The organism is Stenotrophomonas sp. C3(2023), assembly GCF_032911385.1.
In the GTDB taxonomy this organism is placed as follows: Bacteria; Pseudomonadota; Gammaproteobacteria; order Xanthomonadales; family Xanthomonadaceae; genus Stenotrophomonas.
In genome coordinates this window covers 3,521,540-3,546,629 of sequence record NZ_JAWJLO010000001.1, presented here as the reverse complement: position 1 = coordinate 3,546,629, position 25,090 = coordinate 3,521,540, and the positions used below count along the sequence as shown (strand labels likewise).

Below are 25,090 nucleotides of genomic sequence, written 5' to 3'. Positions count from 1 at the left end.
GCGGACTCGTAATTCATCATCGCGCCCTCGCGTGCAGGGGCGATAGGTGCGTGGCATCACACTTCCGTTCATTCGCCCAATTGGGCGTATTGACCCAATTGTTACGCCCAAATAGACTGAAATACGCACGGAAGATTTGCCCGTTTGGGCGTTTTGCGGGCGCATGATGCGCCCACTTTCCCCATCCCGCGAAAACATGCCCACCCCAGGTCACCGGGGGCGTCAACACGTGCAGTCCGAGGAAATTCGTAGTGGCCAGGAACACCATGTTTCTCTTGATCAGTGTCGCCGTATGTGGCTGTGCAAACAATCGTGACTGGAGCGGCCAGTGGCAGCCGATCAATCGGTTGGACGAGGTGCCGCAGGCGCTACGCCTGCAACCGTTGCTCGAATACCACGCCGCGCCGGTCGATCGCACTCTCAAGGGCGTATTGGAACGCTGGGCGCATGAAGCCGGAATGACGTTGGATTGGCGTTTGCCTCAAGACTACACGCTAACAAAGCCAATAACGACTGTTCGGGCGGAACATCTCGCAGATGCGCTGCAGCGGCTGGGCGCTGCCTATGCCGACCAGCAGATCAGCCTGTCGCTTGTCCCGGGCAGAATCGTTGTCTCGCGCCGCGCAGATGAAGCCGAAAAGGCCATGCCATGAGCGCGCAGTCCGGAGAGCGCGCCGACCTCCTTGCACAGCGGCGCGCGGTGGATTTCGAGACCAGCCTGATGGCGGTGGTGAACCGCAGCGAGCGTCGGGCGTGGGGTGTGGCCATCGCCAGCGTCATTGTCTGCATGCTGTGCGCCGGTGCTGTTGCGCTGATGCTGCCCTTGAAGGAGCGCGTGCCCTATCTGGTACTGGCTGATGCAGGCACGGGCCGGGCCACGCTGACCCGCCTTGGCGCAGACACTGAGGGCGTGACCTACACCGGTAACGAAGCCATCACCCGCGCCAATCTCACCTCGTTCGTCCGTGCGCGGGAAGGCTACGAGCTCAGTGAAATCGGCGAACGGGACTGGAACATCGTGTTTGCCATGGCCAGCGCGGACGTGCGCGCTGCGTACGCGCAGCTGCACGCCGCGGGTAACCCGAAGGCACTGCACAAGGTGCATGGCCATGCACGCTCGATCCGCGTGCAGATACTGAGCCTGCAGCTCGCCGATACGGCCGTCGCAGGCGCCAGGCTGGCCACGGTGCGCTTCCAGCGCAGCCTGCGGAACAACAGCAACGGTGAGAGCAGCGTGCTGGATAACAGGATTGCGACGATTGCATACGTCTATGACGACGCGTTGCAGATGACCGAGGACGCGCGTCTGCTCAACCCCCTCGGCTTCCGGGTCACGGCGTACCGTGTCGACACCGACCTGGCGACGTCGATCCCGGCCGCCGGCAGCGGAGAACCGGCGTGAGGCGGGCCGTGTTCGCGGCCCTGCTGGTCACCGGCGGTGTCTGCGCCCAGACCTCCAGTGAGTACCTGCACGATCCCAATCGCATCTATCCGGTGCACGCAGGCGTCGGCATCACCACGGTAATTGATCTGGGTGAGGGCAATCACATTCTTGATTACGCCACCGGCTTCGGCAGCGGCTGGGAAACCAGACAGCGCGACCACCTGCTGTACCTCAAGCCGCTGGATGTCGATGTGGACACGAATCTGGCCGTCCGCACCGGCAAGGGTCTCCATATGTTCGAACTGCGGGTCGTGGCTGCGGACTGGAAGACCCTCGAGCAGGCCAAAGCGGCGGGTGTCGAGTACCGCGTGGCCGTGCAGGTCCCCCCGCAGCCCCCCGCGCGTGCGGCCCCAGCGACCGCCTCCCGCGAAGCGCCCAGCGTGACCATCCAGCCCGGTCGCGCCTATCACTTCGCCTACGCCGCGCGGACCAACGCGCGCAGCCGCTGGCTGCAGCCGGCGCAGGTCTATGACGACGGGCGGTTCACCTACGTCCACGTCAGTTCAGAGGCTGGAATGCCCGGCGGGTTCCCCTCGGTCCTGGCCCGCGAGCAGGAGCGTGGCGACGACGTCGTGGTCAACTCGAGCGTGCAGGACCGGGTCATCATCGTCCATGGTGTCCACCCCTACCTGGTGCTGCGCCACGGCCGAGGGGCAGCGCTGATCCGTCGCCTTCCGGCGGAGGAGGGCGCATGAGCGAGCCGCAGGCATCGCCTCCGCTGAGCGAGCGGCTCGATGCCGCCACGCCACGCTTTCCGCAACGGGCGGCACCTCGTCTGAACCGGCGCGCGCTGCTGTTCCTGCTCGCAATGGCCGGCGTGCTTGCGGTCGCGGCCCTGCTGCTGTGGCGGGGTCCGCCCGGCAGCGCATCACTGCCCGCCTCGCCGACGTCGGCCGCCAGCGAACAGGTCAGCCTGCCGCAGTTTCCGAAGACGCGCGGGAACATCAGTGACAGGCAACCTGCTGCGCGGGATCCGCAGAGCATCGTCGCAGACGATGCCGAAGCGCCACTGCCGTACCCTGGGCAGGAAGTGCCACGCAGACGGGCGCCGCTCGTGCCCGACCCGGAGCAGACGCTGCACGGCGCAGACCGCCAGGTGGATGCACCCGCCTACAGCCTGCGCGAACGCCGCAGCCAGCGGCCTGCTGACCTGGCAGCTGCCGATGCCGATGATCCCGCCATTGCTGCCTGGAACGACGGCCTGAAGCGCTCCGCGCAGCTCGCGGCCAGTGCCCAGGCCGCACCGGCTCTGCCGCCGCGCCCGGACAGCCATACGGCGATCGCACGCCGGGCGATCGCGCGCCGCCTGCCGGCACTGGGCGACCTGCTGCTGCGCGGTACCTACATCCGCTGCGTGTTGAACAACCGCATCATTACCGACGTGTCCGGGTTCGCGTCCTGCACGGTCAGCGAGCCGGTCTATTCCGGCGATGGCGGTCGCCTTCTGCTCCCTCCCGGAACCCGGGTGCTGGGTGCCTATACGGCCGGCGACCTTCAGCAGCAACGCCTGGCAATGGTCTGGGACCGGATTGTCACACCAGACGGGATCGAGGTCGATCTGGCCAACCCGGGGGTCGACGACATGGGGAGTGCGGGCCACCCCGGCCACTACAGCGCCCACTGGGGCAGCCGCATTGGTGCGGCCATGCTGATCAGCCTGCTGGGCGACGCAGTCAAGTATGCCGGTGAACAGCATGGCCCACGCCGCGACATCAGCTTCCCTGCCAGCGGCACCGTGGTCAGCCAGCCGTTCGACAGCAACACGGCGCGGACCCTGCAGCGCGTCGCCGAACAGGCTGTGTCCGACGCGACGCGCAGACGGCCGACGTTGACCCTGCAGCCCGGTGCGCGACTGAACGTGTACGTCATGCAGGACGTGGCCTTTCCCGACCGGGAGACACCATGAGCCTGGCTGCTGCGACCCACGCCCCTGAAGGCGCACCTCAACCGGCCTGTTCGTTTCTCGAACACCAGTACGCGCTGCTGGGAATCGACCAGCATATGCAGGCCAGCAACATCACCGAGATCTGCATCAACCGGCCTGGTGAAATCCATCTGGAAACGCCGTCAGGCTGGCGACAGCAGTCCGTTCCGCAGTTGACCCTGGAGCGTGCACGGCAGTTCTGCGTGGCAACGTTGAACGAAAGCAACACCGGGCAACGCATCAGTGACGCGCAGCCGCTCGTTTCACTCACCTTCCCGACCGGCCAACGCGCGCAGTTCGTGATTCCCCCTGCCTGCGCACCCGGTGAGCTGTCCATCACCATCCGGCTGCCGTCGACGGGCACGATGACCCTGGCCAGCTACCGGAAGGCGGGCTACTTCGACCGTGTGCAGAGTGCCCGGTCTGGCCTTGGCGACGAAGATACCGAGCTGCTGGCGCTGCTGCAGCGTGGTGACCATGTGGGCTTCTTCCAGAAAGCCGTGCAGTACCGCCGCAACATCGTCGTAGCCGGTGCCACGGGTTCGGGCAAGACCACGTTCATGAAATCGCTGGTGTCGCTCATTCCTGCCGACGAGCGCGTCGTGACGATCGAGGACGCGCGCGAGCTGTTCATCACACAGCAGAACCGGGTGCATCTGCTCTATTCCAAGGGCGGGCAGGGCAGTGCGGCGATCACGGCCAAGACCTGCATGGAAGCCTGTCTTCGCATGCGGCCCGATCGCATCATCCTTGCGGAACTGCGCGGTGACGAGACGTTCTACTTCATGCGTAACTGCGCGTCGGGGCACCCGGGCACGATCACATCCTGTCATGCAGGCAGCACCAGCCAGGCCTGGGACCAGCTGGCGCTGATGATCAAGGCATCCGCGGAGGGCAGCAACCTCGACTATGCCGTCATCAAGCATCTGCTCCATCTGACCGTCGACATCATCGTCCACCTCCAGGTGCACAAGGGACGGCGCCTGGTGAGCGCCATCGACTTCGATCCGCTGAAGCGGATCGGGCGGGCGGCCGCGCCATGCTGAACGATCTGGCCCATTGCCCGGGATTGATGGTCGACTGGCGCCTCATGCAGCACGTGGTGGCGGTCGAGTCGTCGTTCAATCCGCATGCGATCGGCGTGGTCGGTACGCCCCTGTCACGTCAGCCGACACGGCTCGAAGAGGCGGTGGAACTTGCCGGGCAGCTGCGCCGCCAGGGACGCAACTACTCGCTTGGGCTGGCCCAGGTGAATGTACACAACCTCGCAGCGCAGGGGCTGCACAGTCACGAGAAAGCCTTTGAACCCTGCCCCAACGTCGTCGCCGGAAGTCGCATCCTGGCCGCCTGTCACCAGCGCTACGGAAGCTGGGAGAAGGCGCTGAGCTGCTACTACGCAGGCAACGCACAGACAGGCTTCGAGCACGGCTATGTGCAGAAGGTGGTGAAGCGCGTCCTCGAGCACGCCGCGGGCACGGCGCATGCCGTACAGGGGCCTCCACCTGCGTCGGCAGCGGTGCAGCGGCGACGACTGCAACCGACGCAGGCGTCGACCTCAGGGCCCGGCCCGACGAGCGTCGATGACGTGAGCGCAACCGACACATCACGCGTTTTCTGATCCTTGGCCCTTGCCGGCCTTCCACCACGAGGAGTTTCATCATGCGTCATGCACGACCCACTGGCCCACGCCGCGCAGTATCTTTGCTGCCATTGCTCCTGATGCTTCCGCTGGGCGCATCCGCGCAGTCCGGAAGCAACGACACCCAGGAGAAGTTCTGCGGATTTCTCGGCAACATCACCTCGCTGCTCAACATCGGCTCGATCGGTGTGGTGACCATCGCCCTGATGTTCGCTGGCTACCAGATCGCCTTCGCGCACAAGCGCATTCTCGATGTCATGCCGATCTTTGTCGGCGCCGTGCTGATCGGCGCCGCTGCACAGGTCGCCGCCATGCTGATCGGCTCCGGCAACACATGCGCATCATGATCAGGCGCGATCCAATCTTTCTGGGTTGCACCCGTCCTCCCCTTTTCCTGGGCGTACCGGCGATTCCCTTCTTCATCGGTGCCGGCACCTGCATGCTGCTCGCGCTGTATCTGCACTTCGGCCTGCTGGTCCTTCTTCCGGTGGTGCTGCTGGTCATGCGGCGCATGACGGCGCGCGACGACATGATTTTCCGTCTGCTGGGAATGCGGTGGCGCATGCTCGCGTTGGCACGCAACCGCGCGCTGCGCGGTGGTGACATCAGCTTCGCGCCGGCACCCCAGCGCAGGTTGCCCCGAGCGGCACGGCCATGACCTCTCATCGGACCCGGAGCGGAAACGAGCGCCATGCTGACACCTGATACCCACATCGGCACCTTCATTCCCATATCCAGCCACGTGGCCCCCTCGGTGTTGAAGACCAAAGCGGGCGATTACGCCATGACCTGGGAACTGAAGGGCTGGTCGTTCGTCGGCCGCGATGCCGCCTCGGTGGCGCAGGTCCACGGTGCCTTCAACCGCCTTCTGCAGTCGATGCGCGCGCCTGACTTCGTCAACGTCGCGTTCTGGGTACACGACATCCGCCGGACCTGCGGCACGTCCTTGTCGTCAGGGTTCAGCAGGGCATTCGACCAGATGCTGGCGCAGCGGTATGCCGGCCTGCTGGCCGGGCGAAGCATGCGCACCAATGTGCTGTACCTGACCATGATCTACCGGCCCACCGCAGGCGGCACATTCCAGGAGCGCAGCGCTGACATCGAGGTGCTGCGAACGCGTGAAGAACAGGCCATCAGCAGGATCGATGAACTGGCACGCCACCTGGAAGCCGTGCTCGCCGAGCATCGGCCGCGCAGGCTGGGCATGTACATCGCCGAGAACGAGACGGTCTTCTCCGAAGCTCTGGAGTTCCATGCCTACCTGCTCAACCACTGTCAGGAACGCGTTCCGGTACTGCCGGCTGTTGCCGATTACATCGCTGCCACCCGACACACGTTCTCAAGCCGGACAGGCAGCTTCGCGCTGCAGGCCGCGGACGGGAGCACACGTTACGGTGCAATGCTGGCGATCAAGGAGTATCCGCCCGGGTCGTGGCCGGGTGTCCTCAATGGCTTGAAGTATCTCGACAGCGACTACGTGATCACGCACTCGTTCACGCCGATGAGCCGACAGGAGGCGCTGAAGTCGCTGGAACGAACGAAGGGCATGATGATCTCCTCTGGTGACAGGGCGGTCAGCCAGATCGTCGAGCTCACCAGTGCGATGGATCAGCTCAGCGCGGGCCAGTTCGTGCTCGGCGAGTATCACTTCTGCATGGCCCTGTTCGCAGACGACCTTGCCGTGCTCGGGTCGACCTTGGCCGCAACACGCGCTGAGCTCTCCAACGCCGGCTTTGTCGCCGTACGCGAGGACATCGCAATCGCCTCCTCGTTCTACGCCCAGCTGCCTGGCAACTGGAAGTACCGCCCGCGGATCGCCAACCTGAGTTCGCTGAACTTCATCGGTCTGGCGCCGTTGCACAATTTTGTCGGCGGCAAGGCCGATGGCAATCCCTGGGGACGATGCATCTCCACGCTGCAGACGGTCAACGGCCAACCCTATCACTTCAATTTCCATGCAACCTGCGGCGCGGAGAACTCACGTGGCGAGAAAGCCCTGGGCAACACCCTGGTGATCGGCAAGTCCGGTACCGGCAAGACGGCGCTGATCAACTTTCTGATCAGTCAGGCGCAACAGCTCGATCCGCCACCGCGCGTGTTCTTCTTCGACAAGGACCACGGCGCAGAGATTTTCGTCCGCGCCTGTGGCGGTTACTACATGGCGGTGGAAAGCGGTCAGCCGACCGGGTTCAATCCACTGCAGTGCGAGGCCAGCGAGCGCAACGTACAGTTTCTGGTCGACTGGGTTCGAATGCTGGCAGGCAAGGCGCACTACAGCGCGATCGAGGAGCATGACATCCAACGTGCCGTCCTGGGTGTGCTGGACAGTCCCATCCATCTGCGCCGCATGGAGAACCTGCGCAAGAGCCTGCCCAATGCCGGCGAAGACAGCGTGTACGCGCGACTGCGGCGCTGGACCGAAGGCAACGCGCTGGGCTGGGTGTTCGACAATCCGGTCGATCGGGTCGCGCTCGATCGCGCCAGCATTGTCGGCGTTGACTACACCGACCTGCTTGATCACCCCGACGCCAGGGTACCGGTCATCGCCTATCTGGTTCACCGCCTGGAGGAGATGATCGATGGTCGGCCGCTGATCTACGTCATGGACGAGTTCTGGAAGATCCTCGAAGGGGAGGGGGGGCTCAAGGATTTCGCCAGGAACAAGCAGAAGACCATCCGCAAGCAGAACGGTCTGGGCGTCTTTGCGACACAGAGCCCGGAAGACGCGCTGCGCAGCGACATCGCCGGCGCGATCGTCGAACAGATGGCGACGCTGATCCTGCTGCCCAACCCAGGTGCCAACCGCGAGGACTACATCGACGGCCTGAAGCTCAACGAAGCCCAGTACGAGCTGGTGCGGAGCATGGGCGAGCGGTCGCGCTGCTTCCTGGTCAAGCAGGGAGAAGACGTGGCCATGTGCCGGCTCGACCTGCAGGGCATGGACGATGTGCTTGCTGTGCTGTCTGCGTCGGCAGACAACGTGGCGCTGCTGCACCAGGTACTCGACCAGGCCGCACGTGCGTCTGACGTCCTTCGCGACGACCTGCAGCCTGGGCAGTGGCTGCAGACCTTCCTGCGCGAGAGCAACGCCACGCGCCGGCCCGAGACGACGCACTCCACCAGGCTGCAATCCTTCAAGGAGAACCACCATGAAAGCGCAGATCTCTCGCCGTAAAGCCGCCCGCCTGACCGCATCACTGCTGCTGGCGCTCGCGCCCGCTGCTATCGCATGGCCAGTGTTCGATGGGCCACACACCGCGCTGACCGGAGCCAACGTTGCCGGCCAGGCAGCGAAGTGGGGCAAGGAGCTCAAACATATGGGAAAGGAGATCGCGCACTGGACATCCCAGATCGAACGCATGCAGGACCAGTTGTTCGCGTTGCAGAGCATGGGGTTGACCGGACTGCTGGCGCCTGACGAGCGGTTCGTCAGACGCGCGCCTGCATCTGGCGTGTCCGAGACCTGCGCCAGGGCTGCCCCCGGGGGGCTGGACCGGTTGTGGCAGGTCTTCGTCCCGAACATGGAGGGCAGGCTGGCAGCGCAACAGCAGGAGCTCTGCGCACGCATCGTCGTCGCCGAGAATGCCAAGTACAACGCAACGGTGGACCTGTTGCTGCAGCTTCGCGAGCGCGAACAGGAACTTGCCAGGATCAGCCGCCAGCGTTTCTCGATCGGCAAGGGAAAGCAGGGTGACCTGGTGGCGAACAGCAACCAGATGGAGCTGTTCGCACTGAACATGCAGATGGACCTGCAGCGCTGGGAAAGCACGGTGCAGGGCTACAACAACCTGATCGACGCGCTCAAGAAGGACCAGCGAAGCATCGCGCGCCGTGCGTTTGACGGCAACCCATCTCCACTGGGAACGGTCATCGGCGCCGCCACGCTCAAAGCCGCCATCGAAGCCATCCGCTGACCGGGAGCCGCTGCATGACCGTCCCTTCTCTGCTTGACCTGCTTCGCTGGCACCCTGGCACCCTGCGTGTCCAGTCGTTGGGCGACTTCGTCTACTTCAGGATCGTCTATGACTACCTCAGCAGCGAGGTGCAGCGCTTCGGGCTGGAGATGATGGGGCGGCTGATGGGATGGGCGGGCAGTGTCGCGTTGATCCTGATGACCCTGTGGCTGTTGCTGCAGGGGTATCGGATGGCGACCGGCACGCTGCGCGAGCCGATGTCGGCGGTGGTCATGAACGCGGCCCGCTCGGTGATCATCCTCAGTACGGCGACGAGCATGGCGTTCATGGGAACGCCGCTGCACGAGTTCCTTACCCGGGACATGAGCCGGTTGATCCATTTCGTGGTGACCGGCAACGACAGCGATGTGACATCGAGCATCGACAACGCCTTGCTACAGGTCCAGCTGGTGATGTCGTCCATCGACGCCATCGGTGCGGTCGACGGCGACCCGGAGCTGAGTGCGACCAAAGCCCGTGCCGTCCTGCTGGCAGGGTTCGGCGCAGCAGGCCCCCCCATCACCGCAGGCGCACTGCTGCTCACCTACCAGGTCGCCCTCGCGCTGTTCATCGGCCTGGGCCCGCTGTTCATCGTCGCCCTGATGTTCGAGCAGACCCGCGGCATGTTCCAGCGCTGGCTGTTCTACGGTGTCGGCACGCTGTTTTCACTGGCTGTGCTGAGCTTTGTCATCAGCCTTGCGCTGAAGCTGCTGATCGCCGTCAGCGCCTCCTTCTGGGCGCAGAAGCTGCTCGGCGGCCTCACCGGCCTGAACCTGCAGGAGGGCATCAGCAGCCAGGCGGCCCAGCAGGGCGGCATCGGTATCCTGCTGACCCTGCTGATCCTGAGCACGCCGCCGATGGTCGCTGCTTTCTTCCAGGGATCGCTGGGCCATCTCATGCATTACTCGGCATGGGCCGGCAATGCCAGCATCGGTAATGCGGGTCAACCTGCCGGCAGCTATGGCATGGCCGCAGAGCGTCTGGCAGGGGCGGCGGGCAGCGTGGTCGACGGCGACCGCAGCGGCATGGCCAGCGCGCCCAACCCGGGCAGTGTGGCACCGCCTGCCTCGACTTCAGCGATGTCGACCGCGCCGGCGGCAGCGCCCGTGCCCCAGCTGTCGGATTGGCCCGATGGCGGCTTCCACCTGCCGCGCCCGACGTTGGCAAGTGCGGGCATACCGTCGAGGGCGGCGTCAGTCGAGGTCGCGGTGGACGCCGGATCTATCACCGCAGCAACACCCCGGCGCGAGCCGGGCGCCCACGGCGGGCCGGTACCGGCACAGATGCCGATCTCCCGGGAAGCCGCCGCGCCATCGTGGGGAACCGCATGAAGGCGCACCGGTCGGCACAGGGGCGTGGCTGGCAACTGACGCTGCTGACGGCGGTCGCCTTCGCGGCGACGGCGGGCACCCTCTATCTGCCGGGGTACGTCACGCTGCAGCTGCTTCAGCTCGGTCATCTTCCTGTTCGCTGGAATACTTATCTTCAGTACCTGGACGCGCTGTCCACGCCGGCCGCACAGCCGCACGTGCTGCAGATCCAGCTGGGCGGCGTCATCGGCATCACCTGCACGCTTGGCGTCACGGCCACGGCGGTCGCCCTGATCGTCAAGGCCCGCGAGCAGCCGTTGTATGGCAGTGCGCGTTTCGCCTCGATGGCCGAGGTACGGGCGAGTGGTCTGTTTTCAACCAGCCCCGACGGCATTGTTCTTGGACGCATGCGCGATCAGCTGCTGCGGCTGTCCGGTCAGCAGTTCGTCATCCTTGCCGCACCGACCCGCTCGGGCAAGGGCGTCGGCATCGTCGTCCCGAACCTGCTCGACTACCAGCACTCGGTGGTGGTGCTGGATATCAAGCAGGAGAATTTCGACCTGACCTCCGGCTGGCGACAGCAACAAGGCCAGGCGGTCTATCTGTTCAACCCCTATGCCGAAAACCGACGTGGCCATCGCTGGAACCCGATGAGCTACGTCTCGGCGGACCATGCGCTGCGCATCACCGACCTGCAGGGCATCGCAGCGATGCTGTATCCCGAGGTTGGTGGTGACAATGGCTTCTGGGTCGGGCTGGCACGCAATGCCTTCGTCGGACTGGCGCTTTACGTGCTGGAAGACCACGCCGATGCGGAGCGCTCGGGGGAGTCGCTGCCTGCACCCAGCATCGGTGGAATCTACCGGCTTGCCTCCAGCGGCAAGGGCAGCATGAAGGACTACATCGAGGTGCTGGCCAGCCAGCCCTTCCTATCACTCGAAGCAAGTAACGCGCTCAGCTCACTGGCAGCCAACGAAGAGAAAACCTTCTCCTCGATCTACTCCACGCTGATGGAGCCGCTCAATGCGTGGATCAGTCCGATTCTGGATGCTGCGACCTCGGCCGACGACTTCAACTTCGCTGACCTTCGACGCAGGCCGACCACGATCTACATCGGCATCCAGCCCAACAAGCTCAGCCAGGCGAAACTGATCATCAACCTGTTCTTCAGCCAGCTGATCAACGAGAACACACGAGAGCTTCCCCAGCAGAACCCCGAGCTGCGGTATCAGTGTCTGCTGCTGATGGACGAGTTCACTGCCATGGGCAAGGTCGGCATCGTCAGCGCCGCGGTGTCCTACATGGCTGGCTACAACCTGCGGCTGTTGCCGATCATCCAGAGCCTGTCCCAGCTCCATGCGGTGTACGGCAAGGAGGTCGCGCGCACCATCGTCACCAACCACGCCATGCAGATCGTCTACGCGCCCCGCGAGCAGCAGGACGCCAATGAGTACTCGGAGATGCTGGGCTATCGCACAGTGCGCAAGAACAGCCGCTCGAAGGGGCGAGAAACCAGCATCAGCGAATCGGATGAAAAACGCCCGTTGATGCTGCCGCAGGAGCTTAAAGACCTCGGGTTCGATCGCGAGATTCTGTTCTACGAACGTCTTTCCGGACCGGTGCTATGCGACAAGATCCGCTATTACGAGGACCCGTACTTCATGCCACGCCTGCTGCCCCCTGCCGATGTTCCCCTGCTGCCGGTCTGAGCACCGGGCAGAGCAGCCGCGATGCCTGCCACGACGTGGGCGGACCCCACCGCCGACAACGTAGTTCGAGTCTTTCCAGCCCGCCATGCGGGCACCGATGCGACCAGAGAGCAGCCACATGATCGATGAGACGCTTGATGCAGACCGCCATCGCGATGCGGACACCGAGAACGACGACCGGAACAGCGCGGGCGACGCGGCTTCATCGCTCAGCACGCAGACGCACGAAAGCCTGGACCGCGACGAAGAACTCCTCGACGTCATGCTTGAGCTGCTGGATGAAATGACAGACCAGAAACGGGACCTGCTGGTCCGTGCCGAACAGCTGTGCAGCATCGGCGTGCAGGTCGACCAGGCTTCCGACCGGCTGGCCCAGCGCCTGTTCAACCAGGCGGCCGACCGCCTGCTGAGTGCGGCGGCATCGATGATGGGTGACGCCGGCCTGATCTGCGACGGAAGCAACAGTGCATCCGAGGCGCCCGCTGCCATGGCGGCCACGTTCCTGCGCAGGTTGGCCGGGTCGATCAGCGAGAACGACATCACCCAGGAAATGCTGGTGGCTCTGATGGGCCACGGGGGCTCGCCCGATGCACGCATGGCCGCTCCGCTGCCGCGTCTGATGGTGCTGGCGGGCACCCGGCAGGACGTGGTCGCAGCAGGACTCACGTTCCATCTCGGAAGGACGGTTCGCGCCGCCCAGGCGGCACTGGAACCTGATCTGACCGCGCCCTGGTCGTTGCCGCCCGAGCTTCAATCGTCCTATGCGGCCATTGCGCAAGCGCAGGAGGTGGATGAGCATACGCAGCACATGGCCCTGATGGATGCCGAACAGGCGATGCACCGTCTGACGGAGCGGCTGCAGGAGGAAGAGCCGGACGATGAAGATGCCGGCACCAGCGACTTCATGAGCAGCGGCGATGAAGGAAGTGAACCGCGGCCTGGACTCGGCGGGATTCAGATGCCCGAATGGGGGCCTCGTGTCGGGAACGCCATTTTCCAGCGTGTACGTGCAGACTGGAGCGCGCATCCGCTGCCCGGCCGCGACGTGGCGGCGCTCGACGCACTGCAGGCGCAGCCTGCCATCCGGCTGTTCTTTGACCGGTGGATCGAGACGGCCGGTCTATATGAGCATGAGCTTGATGAGGGTCGCGCGGCTTCGCATATCGTGTCTGGCGCCAGGGTACTGGCGCACTGCGGGGAGGGTGGGCCGCTGGCCGACCGGATAGGTGAGCTGATCGAGGAGGCAACCAGTACCTGCGGGAACCGGATGACGCTGGCGCGCTGGAACGTGGAGAGCCTCATCGAGGACGATGTACAGAGCCGGCGTGCCGGAATCTCGCTTGCGCATCTGCGGGACCTTGCGCTCAGGCACTTCCGTGGCGCTGAACTGGACGAGCGCGCGCGGCGCCTGGCCGGTGAGGTCTACCAGGGCGAGTGGGCACCCTACACCGAGGAGGTCGAGTACATCCTGCAGGCACGCAACATGGCCATCGCGCGCGATGCCTCCTTCATTCCAGGGTCGGCACTGCCGATGCGCAATACCCACCGGGAGCTCAGCGAATCGTGGCTGGAACAGCAGCTGCACGAGATCCGTCTCCTGGAAGGCAGCGAGCGATGTGAGAGGTACATCTGCAATCATCCGATGCTGCTTGACCGGTTTCACGCCAAGGCACCCGCATGGGCCACGGCTGCCATCGCTGACGCAGACCAGCTCCGCCATGCAGTCGCGCTGGAGTATCCGCAGGACGCTGCAGCGGGCGATGATGCGGCGGTCAGGGCGGAGAAGGCCGCTGCCAGAGCCCATTATGAGCGCAGGCTGCAAGCTGCGCAGGCAGGGTACGAACGGATGCGCCGTGCAATGGTCGCTGCGGTGGTGTGCAACGATCCCCAGCCCGCATGCCGGCTCAACGAGGAGCACTATCCCACCGCTGCGGCGGAGATCAATCGGTTGCGCCAGCCGGGCGTCTGGAACATCCAGGCGGGCGACCTGGTTCCCGCAACGGTGGTGCAGTTGCCTGAGTGGCCCGCCCATCGGGGGCTGGTGATACATGACGTCCGCACGCGTCACACGACGCGCTATGACCCGCAAGGGCATGAGAGCCATGGTATCGATCAGGTGCGCCCGGACACCGACGTGGTGTTACTTCAGAGTACGTTGCCCGGCGGTGCTCTCCACTATGACGTGGGCCGCGCCGAGCGCCGTGAAGACGGGCTGGACTGGGTCTGCGCGCAGCGCATTGCCGGTGACGGTGACTGCCTGATCCGCTCGCTGCTGTACGCCGAGCCGACCCTGGCGCGCGGCCGTGATGCCCGTCAGATGCTGCGGCATCGACTCGCCGACTACATGCTGCTTCGGCTGCACACCTATCGCCATCACTTCAGCTGCCCGGCCGCCCGTGAGCCGCACGCGTCCACAGCGATCGAGCAGGACCACCCTGCATCACGGAAGCGGCGCGGTACACGTGCCCTGGAGGCATTACAGACACTGCAAGCCACCCGGCCACTGCTGATGCGTACGCATGACCGCATGCAGGCGTCGAGAAGGCGGGCGGACCAGATCAGTCTGGAGAACAAGGCTGCTGTGCAAGCCTGCAGAGACGTCCGTATGGAGGCCGTGCAGCAGCAGCTCATGCAATGGGATCGGCAGCGCATCGTCGCGCAGCAAGGTCATGACAGCGAGCGGCAGCGGACCCGGCAAGCGCACAGCGAGCTGATGCTGCGGGATTCAGAGGCGCGCATCCAGCGAGAATATCTGCAGCGCGAGTACACCCGTGTGCAGGATGCCGCACGGCTGTACTCGGTCAGCGGGGCGCGTGCCAGCACGCCGCGGCTGCAGCCTGCCCCATCGGAATCCTGCGCGCTGCCGGGCCGGATGACCACGCCAGCGGTGGCAGGCGTGTATCCATCCGCGCCAGCGGCAATCAACCAGCGCAACAGCCTGGTTCCTGCGCGCACAAGCGATGGCCGCACGCTGACGGCGCCGAGCCCTGAACGCCGGCTGCCGCAGCTGCCGCCCAGCCGGCAAGGCAGCGCGTCACGTTGCCCACGCGGCGGCATGAGCCGATGAACCGTGCGCGGCTGGCCCACCGGCAACAGATGAATAGACAACCACGTGGAAGCGAGCAAGGAGGGTGTTGAATGGGAACTCCAAAGAAAGATGCGGCAAGGCGATCGACGACTGTCCAGCCCGAAGAGCAGGGCGCTTTTTCCGTGATTCGACAACGGGCCGGGCCTAGGTCGCGCCTGGGCGCGATGCTCGCTCTGGCACGTCGAGGTCACTGGAACAGCGACACGGCCGACCTGGTGTGGGTGGCGCTGCTGCGTCTGGATGAGTGGCCCGCCGACCGCGGACTGGTGGTGCACGACGCGCGCAACAACGCCGTAATGCGTGCAACGCCGGGCGGCCACGTGGTGCATGATGCTGGCGAGGTCGATCCTGAGCGGGACGTCATCGTCCAATACGACGGCAGTCACTACAACGTCGCCTCGGCGACGCTGACGCCGGAGGGACCCCGCTTTGAGATCGTCGAACATATCGCACAGGACGGTGATTGTCTCTTCAACGCCGTTCTCAACCAGGTTCCGGCGTTGCGGCGTACGTCGGACGCCGACCAGAACGTCCAGGCGCTGCGAGATGCGGTGGTGACCCATCTGATCGACCACCGGGACCAGTACCGGCCGTTCATGCCCGAGGACGACGACCGCGGTGAGCTGCGTCGGGACGACCTCGACAGCCTGCGATTGCTGCTGCGATACGACCGCGGAGCACGTGCCTTCTCCTGTGACGAGCTGCGTCAGATGGTGCTGGAGCTGGCCGACCTGGGCCCGGGCGTTCCTCATCGTGCTGACCGCGCTTCGACCCTGTGGTCGCTGCTCGGCACCTGGCGCGACGTTGCCGACGCGGAAGTGATGAACGGACTGGTTGCCTCGGCGATCCAACTGGCTCAGCATCCCGCCCCAGGCGGAGTCGCTCCTGGCGTTTCGGTGGCGCGTGGGTTTGCCCAAGCCGTCGCCCTTCAGATCAGCAACGCGGTTTGTGACGAAAGCCACCTTGAGAGGATGGCGGCCGCTGGCGAGCCTCCCGCGCCTCCATCTGGTGGCCGCATCGCCGAAATCATGGCCCGCGGCATTCGAATCGGTAATGCGCGGGCGCTGCTCGGATACGGGGGAGCGGGGGAACGCGCTCCCGCGGGCTCGGCCGTGGAGCTCCTGCTCCCCGTGCGCGGCCTGCAGGCGATTCAAGCGCTGGTCGACATGGTGTTTCGGAAAGTGCCGGAGATACTGGGGGATGAGGTGCTGGAAACACGCGTGTCGTCTTCACGTCGGCGGCTGTTCGGGGCGAATGCCCGACCTTTGCGCCAGGTACTGGCCAGGGAGCAGCCGCCTGTCGGTATCTATCCCCAGCCCGGGAGCAGCTATTCACTCAACCCGGTCTATCTGGACACGTTACAACAGGGATTCGACAGCCATATTCTCGCGCAGCGAGGTGAGGTGCACGCGCCTGGCCAGGAACAGAGCGCGCTGGATGCGGTCCAACAGATGAGTCGGCTGCACGCGCAGATCGCGGAGGACCGGCTCCAAGCCTACGAGGACGAGCAGCTATCGACGCTGCGCGACGAGCTGATTGACTCGCTGCAAAGGGAGGGTGCGCAGCAGCGCCAATGGCGCGCGACGCATTCCGAAGTCGCTATGCGAGAGATGGAAGAGACGGTAGGCGCGCTATCAGCCCAGTACCATGCAGCGCCCGCCGAGACTGACCGTTTCGGCAGCGGCGGTGACGCAACGCGGGTGACGATGACACCGGCACTGGACGTGGAGGCAGGCACGCCTCCAGCATCGCCAGCGCCCCATCTTGATGCGTTGAGAGTGCGTGCGGACGATGAAACGGCCAGGCAGTTCATCGACGACCTCGCCGGGGTCGTCAACACAGGCGCGATGGCGCAGGGGTCGCCCCGCTACGCCGCGCTGATGCGGGGTGTGGCGCGACTTCTTGATCATATGCAGGGTGATGCGGCACCGTTGCGTGCGCCGCTGCGTACCATTCTGCAGGGCGCGGCCGGCAAGGGGGGGGACGCCACACTGCTGGCGCTCGACGACGCCTGCATGGTGATTGACCAGCAGGAACGTTTGGTTTCTGCGCGGGATCTTCCCGCCAGGCTGGAGATAGCCACACAGGACTTCAACTGCGTGATGCTCGACCGGTGCGCACGCGAGCAGGCCTTCTACCAGGAGACGGCGAGCGAAGCCCAGCTCGTGCTGCGGGCGCGTCGCGTCGCGCGGGCCTACGGACGCGGGCTCATCGGCGGGCAGAATCTGGCATCGGATGGCCAGTGGCTCGGCGAGGCCGAACTCTGGGCGTTGACCGCCATAGGGGAGGTGCGGGGTGAGCACGGGTCCCGGGACCATATCACCTTCATCTACCAGCACCGCTGCGTAGCGGACCTGCTGCCGGGCGGGTTCATTGATCGCATCACGGCGGCCTTCAATCGCCGTGACGAAGCCATCAGCGAACTACCGCCGCCTGCACTACTCCAAGGGGAGACACCGGAGGACCACCTCGCGGAGGTCGAGCAGACCCAGGACTACAACGAGAAGGCACTCAGGGCTGCAGCGCAGTGCAGGAGAGAGATAGAGGCACTGCAGGAGGAGGCGGTGCGTGCCGACCGGCGGCGCATGCCGGCTGCAGCAGACGCGGCCGCGATCGGACTCGCGCGAACGCAGGCATCCATGGAGGGCACCTCGACGGTGCCCAGGCTGGGCGGTCATCCACGCGCGCAGGACGCGACCGAAGCAACGCAGACCGGCGCCTCCGCCCCAGCCGCGGCGGCGGCTGCCCGTCCCGCGATGCTGCCAGTGACGCTGCAGACGTTACGCATGCGGGGTCGAACGCTTCGCGTAGCACAGGAGCACGTGTCCGCGGCTGTTGAACATGCATCGGCTGCATCGGCGATACGCGAGGCGCAGCAGACGGCGCAGGCCGCATGGCGCCAGCAACGCGAGCAGCAGCTGCAGGCGACCTTCGACAATCTGCGGGTGTCGGGGCAGCAGGCCCATGATCAACGTCGTGCCCATCTCCGCGCGGAGCATCGACAGGTGATGCAGACCAATGCCGAACAGGCAGCGCAGCGGATCAGCCTCGAGAGGCAGCAGCAGCGGATGGCATCCGCTGCGCACCTGGCAGCGCGCGATGCGGTACCGGTGCGGGGTGCTGGACGGCACCCATCGGGCAGTGACGGCAGGCAGGCACCTGCGGTTCTGCCGGGCGTATCCACGTCCACCCTCATGCTGCGGGGGTCCCAGCGACCGGGTGCCATCGCGGACAGTGCAGCGGTGCGTCGCCTGGCGCAACCCGCCACACGTGCTCTGCAACCGGGCACCCCGTCGACGCCGGGAAGGTCCGGCGGCGGCATGAGTCGATGACAGGGCGGCAACGTCAGCGGCATCAACCAGACAACGCGAGGAGAGCAGCATATGGGAGCAGGTTCCAGCAGGCCGGCGACACACCGTGTACCGACGCCACGAACACACCCCACGAACCGTTTCCGGGCGCCGGATACGGTTCTGGACCCGATCAATGCCCTGTGTCGCCGTGGCGTCTGGAACACGCCTGCGGCCGACCTTGTGGCGCCGACATTGACCCGCCTGCAGGGATGGCCACGGGGTCGGCGTCTGGTGATACACGATGTCACGCTGGACAGCGTCGTGCGTTTCGACGGGAAAGACGATCCTGTGCACGGCAGGGAGGGGGTTGATGTCGAGAACGACGTCATCCTGATCTACGACAATGGGCATTACGATGCAGGTGCTGTCGAGCAGGTCGATGACAGCCTCCAATTCCGCGTTGCCGCGCGGATGCCAGCTGATGGCGATTGCCTGTTCCATGCCGTTCTACATAGTCTGCCCGAATTGCTTCCACCTGCCGAAGTGGCGCGCAATGTGCGGATGCTGCGCGGCCATGTCGCTGACTACATGAGCCAGCACATGCAAGCCTACGCTCCCTTCCTGGGCCAGGATGGGCCACCGCAGGCGCTGACGCCGACGCAGACACGTCAGTTGCTGGTGGGCCTGTGCGGGCTCGGTCCGGATGCATCTTCGCGTCTGCATACGCTGACAGCGCTATGCAGCCTGCTGCACGCCGCCCGCGAACTACCGCCGGCGCAGCGCAGTGAGGTACTTGACGATGCGGATGTAATTGCCAGCCTGGTCAGCGCAGCCACCCAGATCGCCTGCCACCCACTGGACGAGGCCTGGAAGGCGAACGTTTCGCTGGCCGCCCCCTTCGCCATGCTGCTGGCCGATACACTGCGCACGAGCCTGCATGCTGCAGCTGGCAGCGGCGGCAGCGAAGCGGTTGTCGGGCTGCTGCGCCGCGACGCCGCCGATGCCCGAAGCGCTGTGTCCGAACTGCTGCCCGGCCGAGGCATGCAGGCGCTGCAGCCGCTTGTGGAGCTGATCTTTGACGAGGCTGTCCGCCTGGCGCCGCAGCTCACGCAGGCCACGGTGAGCACCGCTGACGGGCGCGCCGTCCAGCTGGCAAGCGTCCTCGCCGATGAGCAACCCCTGCTTGGCGAATATCCCTCCCGCGCCTTGCCCCGGACGGCGCAGCCGGCGCTGCCGCTTATCGGTGCATTTGAAGGGCGGCCGGACCAGGTGTCGCAGTACATGAGCGCTTTTGCCGAGGTCTGCGAATCAGGTAAGGACGCTTCGGCGAAGTCCCGGGCCGCTGTTCGCGGGGAGCCGGATCCGGGTCCTCCGCAATGGCCGCGCGCCCTTGCCGGCCCCGGCGCCGACGCAGAGGCGCTGCGACAGGAGATGCAGCGGCTGCTGATGCCGGCGGCCTCGGAAACGGACAGGGTGGAGCGGCTCACCCTGCTGGCCGAGCATGTGTACGAGCTGAGCGGGCGCGACCTGGCCGACCGGCGACTGATCCTGCTCGACAGGAAGATTCTGAACGGCGTGGTCAACGCCTTGGTACACAACGCATGCTACCCACCTGCGGCCGTGCTGCGCACCGGCCTGTCGATCGCTGCGCCGGTGGCTGCACTGCTGGCCGAAGCGTTGGATCAGACGTTCGAGGACATGGCTGTCACGGCGGAAGGCAGGGAGGCCATCGCCGCCGCCCTGGGGGCCGACCCGGACCAGACCGTGTTTGTTCCCGACACACCCTTGGCAGGCCTGCTGCCTGGGCGTGGAATGGCGGCACTTGAGCCGCTGACGACTCTGTTCTATCAGAAGGCCCCGTCCTTGTGCGGCAATGGCCTTGACGACACCCGCGTTCCAGCCGAACCACGAAGGTTCCGGGCCAGCCACCGCCGGCTCAGAAAGGTGCTGGACCAGGAGCAGCCGCGAATCGGGATCTACCCTCCGACCGTGCTCGATCCCTCGGTGCTCACAGCGCAGGACGCAGGCGGATGCACGTCATCCGATCTGCATGGGCTCATCGGCCAGGTCCGGCAGACCTCGGGATTCTGGCGCACTGCAAGTATCCGCTTGGCTGAAGCATCAGCGCAGGCCGATCTCGCCCGCCGCGGCAGCGAGATCGCGGCCCAGACGCGCTGGGCCCTCAAGCAACAATGCTGGAATGAGTTCATGCAGCCGTTCGAAACCAAGCGCCTGGCGGACCAGCATCGGCATGATGAGCAACGCGCAATGGCGCGTGCCGATGTCCGCCAGGTATGGGAGCACGACGCCGCCAGAAAAGAGGCTGCCAGCCACGATGAGCGGGTCCGGCTGCGAACGCAGTGCGCCGTGGAAATGGCGGCTTTCAGCACGCGGATGATGGCGCAGGCGGACGCCCGGCGTCACGCCCGGGTCCAGCAGGCGCCGCCGCCGATGCGGCCCGTGGAGGGGGCGCGCGCCCTGGCTGTCGAGCATTCACCGGTTGCGCCCTCGCGCGACAGCCCGCCCCGGCCCGGGCTGCCCGGTGCAGCCGCATCATCGCCGCATCCCGCTGTGCTGCCGGGCACGGCGGATGCTACGTGCCTGCTGCACGTTCCAGCCGGTACGACCTTGATCGGCCAGACAGTGTCCGTTCCGGTGACCGCCCGCTGTGGTGAGTTTGACCAGCAGGGCACGCTTCAAGCGACGTGGCCCAGCTGGGAACGAACACCGACACTGGTCCTGCCGCACCAGACGGAGCAGCAGCGACTGCATGCGGAGCTGCGCCGACCGCTGGAGACACGCGACTGGTTGGCACCGTCGTCGGCGCGACTCGACACGCAGCGTGGCCGCCGTGCGGCGCAGCCCGAACGGGCACCGGTAACGTTTCATCCCGGTGATGTGCGCGTCACGTCGGGCGGGGTTGGAATCCTGTTCAACCGCGGCGCCGAGCAGCCGTTTGCCGCGGTCCTGCCGCGCGGGACGAATGTCTCGTTTCACTCCGAGAGCGGCACGATCTACTACCGGCAACAGCATCGCGCACTCGAGCAGGGCTGTCGCACGCCGCGTTCGCGACCGGGCATGGAGCGATGAGGCGGCCATCCACTCCTGGAACTGAAACATGGCCGCGGGGCACGCCCGTGCCGCCTGTGGGCATCCGTGGCGATCGAAGCGCTCTCGTTGCGCAGATGCACGTGTGGCGGCGCGTGATCATCGTGGCAGGCGCCACCATGCCCTGATGTTCGCCCCCCCCCCGCAGGTCACTCTGCTGGCAACGACGGGCCCTGCGGCTATACCAACCAGCACTCACACCGCAGCAACGGACAACCCATCATCGAGGAGAGCAATAGCGTGAACGAAAACCAGGACAGCAACAACGCCCGGCCTGTCAACGGGGATGCCAGGCACGCCAGGCGCCGGGCACCGGCGGTACTGCGGCCGGCGTACCGCGCACGTACTCAGGCCTCGATACAGGCGGCGTTCAATGCGGCGGGCTACAGCATGATGGAAGTGGACGAAGCTGAAGCCATCAGCAATGACCATGTCGAAATGCTGCGACAGACCGTGGATGAGCGGCGCGCAATGCTGGAGGAGATCGCGCGGGAGTCAGGCGCGGACCCGGAGCGTACCGTCGGCTTCCGTGTGGACGGAAGATTCACACCTGCAGCCCTGCAGCGGATGGGGGTCTTCCCAGCATCCGACAGCTTTCGCGAAATTGATGACATGCGTGGTGGCGGCTCGCTGATGGGCAGTGCGACCGTCGGGGCAAGCAACTCCATCTTTGATACCTGGTCGGGGGAGCACGACGGCCGCCTGTACCAGTACGTGCTGGATCTGCAAGGGATCGATGTTGCCGGCTGGGTCGATGGCGATGGAGCTGAATCGGTCCCGGAGTCCGGGGGGCGCTACGACTTTGATGGTATGGATGAAATCCATATCGGACCGGTGCCGGTCTCCCGTGTGGGTCTGCTCGATTCAGACGACCCGGCAGCCCAACGGCTCATTGCAGAACTCGTCGGTGCAAATCTGCATAACGCGCAGCGGGGCGTCCCGCTGGATACGTTTGTCGCCTACCAGCACTGGTCGACGACCCAGGACTATGCCATGGCGCGGGCCGGTGGCCAGAACCCTGCGCTGCAATGGACGCGAGCCCCCACGGTACCGGCCATTGCAGAGCCGGAAGAGAGGGATGCGTACAGCGCTCCCATGCAGCGTTTCCTGCAGGAAACGAGCACCCACGATGCTGACAGGCTCGCAGCAGCAGTTGCGGAGATTGATCGCTTACGGGTACCTCGCGCCTGGAACATTCAAGCAGGCGATCTGGTACCGGCCACGGTAGTACGGCTCGCCACGTGGCCAGCACAGCGCGGTCTGGTTGTTTACAGTGAACGTGCCGGATCATTTGTGCGTTACGACGCTCAGGGCAACGAGAGCCGGGATGCAGCTTCCCTGGATCTGGCCCACGATGTGGTGCTGATCCAGAGCCAGGATCGATCGGGGGCGCTGCACTACGATGTGGGCAGGGCGCTGGTTGGCGCAGATGCGATGCGTGTCGAGCGCACCGTGACCGTGCCTGCTGATGGGGATTGTCTGATCAACGCGCTGCTGCATGCTGAGCCTGGTCTTGCCGAAGGCGCAGACCCCGTGCAGACATTGCGTCACCGGCTGGCCGACTTCATGCTGGATGACATCGACTCCTATCGCCACCAGTTCGACGTCAGCGGCGGGGCGCTGCCCTCGAGGGAGAAGATCGATCCTGCGCAGGTGGTGGAGAAGCTCCTCAGCCTATGCCAGCCAACCGACGCGCGTCGTCATTCAGGACGGGTATCCCTGGTGGCGCAGCAGCTTGCGGATCTGGCTGGAGCAGCGCCGCGCGATCGCGCCCGTGTTCTGTTTGCTCCGGACGTCACCCTCGGGCTGGTCCGTCTGGCAAGGAACGAGGCATTGTTTCCGCCCGCAGGCAGCAGTGCGCACAGCAATGCCGGGCTGCTTCCGGCGATGGTGGCGCAATCGCTGCGGGATGCGCTGCCGCATGCCTCGGATGCCGAGGTCAGGAGAGCTATCGCCGGGCAGGAAACCCCAACGCACGCCTCTGCACGACAGCCACGCGCAGCTTCGGTGCTGCAGGAACTGCTGCCTGGACGTGCATGTCAGGCGTTGCAGCCGTTGACCCAGTTGATCTACGGCGAGATTGCCGGGCAGCGTTGCCCCGACCTGCTCGAGTTGAATGTCTACGATGAGTCGAAGAGAAGCGTTTTCAGTGGTTCGCCAAAGAAAGCACCGCTGAAGAAGGCGCTGGCAAAGTCTCCGGTTTTCGGCTCTCCGGCAACTGCGCAGGCACTGCGGGATCGGCCAGGTATGCCGGTGGATCGCGATCTGCAGACGTTGAACGCGCAGATCCAACGCAACGTCGCGCCGCAGCAGGAAAATGCCCATCGTTCGTATGCTGCAGGCATCGAGGCCACAGCGCAGCAGCGTCAACGTGAAGCCCAGCTCCAGGCCAGACATGAAAAAGCGGTAGCTGCATCACGCGCGGCACTGGGCAGCCTGCTGTCGACCAACCTCCTCCATGAACAGCGGCGGCAGGCCCAGTATGCCGATGCCAGGGAGTACTCGGCCCAGCTCCGGTCACAGGAGCGGGATCGCAGGGAAGCCGAGCGAAGGGCGATCAGTGCCCGGTGGAGTGCGCAGAGCAGTGCATTCAACATCGCCGCATGTGCCGCCTCGTTCCAGCGAACCGAGCTCAGGAAATCGCAACGGGCAGCCATCCGCAGGTCGATGTCATGCTCCTCGGCTCAACCGGCGTTGCTGGAGCGGAGCTGCCCCGAGAATGCTCCTTCAGGTGCACCGCCAGGCAGCGTCGTCGCCACGCCGAAGGCGGTGTCCGCGGCCGGGGCGAGTCAGCCGGCGCTGACGACCCTGCCGGCCCATGCGGCTTCGCTGCTCCCTGTCGAGCCCGTGCGGGTCCAGCAGCAGGTGATCTATCGCGCAGACGGCACGACTGAATCGGTATCGGTCGTGGTGCAGACGCCCACTGCCGGCAACTCCGGAAACCGGCCACCGCCGCAGGTTCAGCCGGCACCTGTTGCAGCAATGGCGGCGGTAGCCCCTCCATCGGCGGACGGCGCAGGCCGGCTGCGTGACATGGGCAGCCTGCTTCGAGAGCAGGCGCGCGCGCAGGTTGCCAACGAGGTCCAGCTGGTGCAGCCGATGATCCGGGTCGCGGGCGCGAACGTGCCCTTTGGTCCACTGGAGGTCGTGAACCCGCCGACGCGTATTCCGGGGCCGCCCAATCCCTGGGTGCCGGGGCCAGACGTCGAGTGCTATGAGGCGCGCGGTCCCGCGCAGCGGGCACCTGCTTTGATGCCCGTTCGTGCAGGATCCTCGAGCGTGTCGGTGACATCGGCAGGGACCCCACTGGGCGGCAGTAGGCAACATACTCTCGAGCAGCGGCAGGCGACCGCCAGGCAGTACCAGGCACAGCAGTACCGGGAATCACGCGCCACGTCGGGTCCCATGCCGGCGAGACAGGCTGGAGTTTCATCGCCTACGGGCATGAGTGCACGTCAGCAGCGTATCAACGAGGCTGTCGCCGAGGTGGCCGGACGTCGCCGGGAGGCCTCGGCAGGCAAGACCCGCGGGTTGACGCGCTGATGGCACGCGCCCAGGTCAGGCCGCCACTGGCGGCGTGCTGACTGGCCTGGCTTGAAGCAACGGCCATGCGGACCGCATG

15 protein-coding genes and 1 pseudogene are annotated in these 25,090 nt (G+C 65.5%); all 16 read left to right on the top strand.

Annotated features, from left to right (window positions below; translation table 11 throughout):
• Window positions 1-266 precede the first annotated feature (266 nt).
• The 16 genes and pseudogenes from RZA67_RS15710 to RZA67_RS15635 all read left to right on the top strand — a co-directional run bounded on the left by RZA67_RS15710 (window position 267) and on the right by RZA67_RS15635 (window position 25,011).
• Window positions 267-653, top strand: coding sequence for a TcpQ domain-containing protein (locus RZA67_RS15710; RefSeq protein ID WP_317213658.1), 387 nt, complete (start codon window positions 267-269; stop codon window positions 651-653).
• Complete coding sequence (locus RZA67_RS15705) at window positions 650-1,402, top strand: type IV secretion system protein (protein ID WP_317213657.1); 753 nt, start codon at window positions 650-652, stop codon at window positions 1,400-1,402. The genes RZA67_RS15710 and RZA67_RS15705 overlap by 4 nt, the downstream gene beginning before the upstream one ends.
• Before the next feature lie 8 nt (window positions 1,403-1,410).
• Window positions 1,411-2,139, top strand: a complete 729-nt coding sequence (locus tag RZA67_RS15700) for a TrbG/VirB9 family P-type conjugative transfer protein (RefSeq protein WP_317213656.1) — start codon at window positions 1,411-1,413, stop codon at window positions 2,137-2,139.
• A complete protein-coding gene (locus tag RZA67_RS15695; protein ID WP_317213655.1) occupies window positions 2,136-3,350 on the top strand; it encodes a TrbI/VirB10 family protein in 1,215 nt (404 codons plus the stop codon). Before RZA67_RS15700 ends, RZA67_RS15695 begins: the two co-directional genes overlap by 4 nt.
• Complete coding sequence (gene virB11 / locus RZA67_RS15690; protein WP_317213654.1) at window positions 3,347-4,414, top strand: P-type DNA transfer ATPase VirB11; 1,068 nt, start codon at window positions 3,347-3,349, stop codon at window positions 4,412-4,414. The genes RZA67_RS15695 and virB11 overlap by 4 nt, the downstream gene beginning before the upstream one ends.
• Before the next feature lie 26 nt (window positions 4,415-4,440).
• Window positions 4,441-4,812, top strand: a pseudogene (locus tag RZA67_RS15685) (lytic transglycosylase domain-containing protein); the annotation flags it as partial.
• Window positions 4,813-5,027: 215 nt separating this feature from the next.
• The gene (locus RZA67_RS15680; protein ID WP_317213653.1) at window positions 5,028-5,354 is read left to right on the top strand and encodes a TrbC/VirB2 family protein; all 327 of its coding nucleotides are present in this window, start codon (window positions 5,028-5,030) and stop codon (window positions 5,352-5,354) included.
• Window positions 5,342-5,665 carry a VirB3 family type IV secretion system protein gene (locus RZA67_RS15675; RefSeq protein WP_317213652.1) on the top strand — a complete coding sequence of 108 codons (324 nt, stop codon included), beginning with the start codon at window positions 5,342-5,344 and terminating at the stop codon, window positions 5,663-5,665. Before RZA67_RS15680 ends, RZA67_RS15675 begins: the two co-directional genes overlap by 13 nt.
• A gap of 33 nt (window positions 5,666-5,698) precedes the next feature.
• Window positions 5,699-8,182 carry a VirB4 family type IV secretion/conjugal transfer ATPase gene (locus tag RZA67_RS15670; protein WP_317213651.1) on the top strand — a complete coding sequence of 828 codons (2,484 nt, stop codon included), beginning with the start codon at window positions 5,699-5,701 and terminating at the stop codon, window positions 8,180-8,182.
• Window positions 8,157-8,921, top strand: a complete 765-nt coding sequence (locus tag RZA67_RS15665) for a hypothetical protein (RefSeq protein ID WP_317213650.1) — start codon at window positions 8,157-8,159, stop codon at window positions 8,919-8,921. Before RZA67_RS15670 ends, RZA67_RS15665 begins: the two co-directional genes overlap by 26 nt.
• A 14-nt stretch (window positions 8,922-8,935) precedes the next feature.
• On the top strand, window positions 8,936-10,291 hold the full coding sequence (locus RZA67_RS15660; protein WP_317213649.1) for a type IV secretion system protein: 1,356 nt from the start codon (window positions 8,936-8,938) through the stop codon (window positions 10,289-10,291).
• Window positions 10,288-11,979 carry a type IV secretory system conjugative DNA transfer family protein gene (locus RZA67_RS15655; RefSeq protein WP_317213648.1) on the top strand — a complete coding sequence of 564 codons (1,692 nt, stop codon included), beginning with the start codon at window positions 10,288-10,290 and terminating at the stop codon, window positions 11,977-11,979. Before RZA67_RS15660 ends, RZA67_RS15655 begins: the two co-directional genes overlap by 4 nt.
• Before the next feature lie 118 nt (window positions 11,980-12,097).
• Window positions 12,098-15,046, top strand: a complete 2,949-nt coding sequence (locus tag RZA67_RS15650) for a hypothetical protein (RefSeq protein WP_317213647.1) — start codon at window positions 12,098-12,100, stop codon at window positions 15,044-15,046.
• Between the two features lie 71 nt (window positions 15,047-15,117).
• A complete protein-coding gene (locus RZA67_RS15645; protein WP_317213646.1) occupies window positions 15,118-18,399 on the top strand; it encodes a hypothetical protein in 3,282 nt (1,093 codons plus the stop codon).
• 252 nt (window positions 18,400-18,651) lie between these two features.
• Complete coding sequence (locus tag RZA67_RS15640; RefSeq protein ID WP_317213645.1) at window positions 18,652-21,450, top strand: hypothetical protein; 2,799 nt, start codon at window positions 18,652-18,654, stop codon at window positions 21,448-21,450.
• Between the two features lie 258 nt (window positions 21,451-21,708).
• Window positions 21,709-25,011: a hypothetical protein gene (locus RZA67_RS15635; protein WP_317213644.1), complete on the top strand. Its 3,303-nt coding sequence runs from the start codon at window positions 21,709-21,711 to the stop codon at window positions 25,009-25,011.
• The last annotated feature ends 79 nt before the right edge of the window (window positions 25,012-25,090 follow it).

Coding starts and splice junctions, on each gene's coding strand:
- RZA67_RS15710 (WP_317213658.1), top strand. CDS start 267: ATGTTTCTCTTGATCAGTGTCGCCGTATGTGGCTGTGCAAACAATCGT.
- RZA67_RS15705 (WP_317213657.1), top strand. CDS start 650: ATGAGCGCGCAGTCCGGAGAGCGCGCCGACCTCCTTGCACAGCGGCGC.
- RZA67_RS15695 (WP_317213655.1), top strand. CDS start 2,136: ATGAGCGAGCCGCAGGCATCGCCTCCGCTGAGCGAGCGGCTCGATGCC.
- virB11 (WP_317213654.1), top strand. CDS start 3,347: ATGAGCCTGGCTGCTGCGACCCACGCCCCTGAAGGCGCACCTCAACCG.
- RZA67_RS15680 (WP_317213653.1), top strand. CDS start 5,028: ATGCGTCATGCACGACCCACTGGCCCACGCCGCGCAGTATCTTTGCTG.
- RZA67_RS15675 (WP_317213652.1), top strand. CDS start 5,342: ATGCGCATCATGATCAGGCGCGATCCAATCTTTCTGGGTTGCACCCGT.
- RZA67_RS15670 (WP_317213651.1), top strand. CDS start 5,699: ATGCTGACACCTGATACCCACATCGGCACCTTCATTCCCATATCCAGC.
- RZA67_RS15665 (WP_317213650.1), top strand. CDS start 8,157: ATGAAAGCGCAGATCTCTCGCCGTAAAGCCGCCCGCCTGACCGCATCA.
- RZA67_RS15660 (WP_317213649.1), top strand. CDS start 8,936: ATGACCGTCCCTTCTCTGCTTGACCTGCTTCGCTGGCACCCTGGCACC.
- RZA67_RS15655 (WP_317213648.1), top strand. CDS start 10,288: ATGAAGGCGCACCGGTCGGCACAGGGGCGTGGCTGGCAACTGACGCTG.
- RZA67_RS15650 (WP_317213647.1), top strand. CDS start 12,098: ATGATCGATGAGACGCTTGATGCAGACCGCCATCGCGATGCGGACACC.
- RZA67_RS15645 (WP_317213646.1), top strand. CDS start 15,118: ATGGGAACTCCAAAGAAAGATGCGGCAAGGCGATCGACGACTGTCCAG.